Source organism: Methylomonas sp. LWB (genome assembly GCF_001856095.1).
GTDB classification, from domain to species: Bacteria; Pseudomonadota; Gammaproteobacteria; order Methylococcales; family Methylomonadaceae; genus Methylomonas; species Methylomonas koyamae_A.
Map to the genome: position 1 here is coordinate 1 of NZ_MKMC01000080.1, position 856 is coordinate 856.

The window sequence follows — 856 nt, forward strand, 5'->3', positions numbered from 1 at the left end:
CTCGATGCCGATCTGATCCTGGGCGACGAAACCGTGGTTCAAGTGCTCAAAGAATCCGGCCGAGCCGCGCAAAGCAAAAGCTATCTGTGGGCACAAATGACCGGCTCCGGACCGCCGATTCGGCTGTTCAGCTACACGCCGGGGCGCGGCGGAACGCATGCGCAGCCGTTGTATGAAGGCATCAAACCCGGCGCGGTACTGATGAGCGACGGCTATGAGGTGTATAACGCCATTGCCGCCAGCCGGGGTGCGATTCACCTCGGCTGTTGGGCGCATGCGCGGCGTTATTTTGTCGAGGCCGAAGCCGCCATTCCTAAAGCCGCGCGTGGCCCGGAGCAACTGGCGACGCAGTTTATCGCGGCGATGGGTGAACTGTACGCGATTGAAACTCAGACGAAAGACCTGAGCGTCGAACAGCGTGGGCAGCGGCGCCAGGAGCAAAGCCGACCGGTTTTGGTCAAAATCGAAGCCCTGCTGCTACAACATCTGCATGCGGTAATCCCCGGTAGTTTGCTGGGCAAGGCTTTGCATTACTTGTCATCGCAGTGGTCCAAACTGATCCGCTTCGTCGACAACGGCGCTTGGCCCATCGACAACAACCTCTGCGAAAACGCCATACGCCCCTTCGTGGTGGGCCGCCGCAATTGGTTGTTTTGCGATACGGTGGCCGGCGCCCGTGCCAGCGCTAATCTTTACTCGTTGATCGAAACCTGCAAGGCCAATAGCGTCGACCCTTACACCTATCTGGTCGATCTGTTCCGAAAGCTTCCCACCGCAAAAACTGTCGAAGAGTTCGAAGCGCTGTTGCCTTGGAATCTCGACGCCCTAACGGACTAATCGCACGCCAACGGTTAAG

Annotated in this window: 1 protein-coding gene; it reads left to right on the forward strand. The window is 58.5% G+C overall.

The annotated features are described in order from the left end of the window. Nucleotides 1–837: IS66 family transposase (locus tag BJL95_RS21695; protein ID WP_139306378.1), on the forward strand; the 837-nt coding region annotated here is incomplete at its 5' end. Between the last annotated feature and the right edge of the window lie 19 nt (nucleotides 838–856).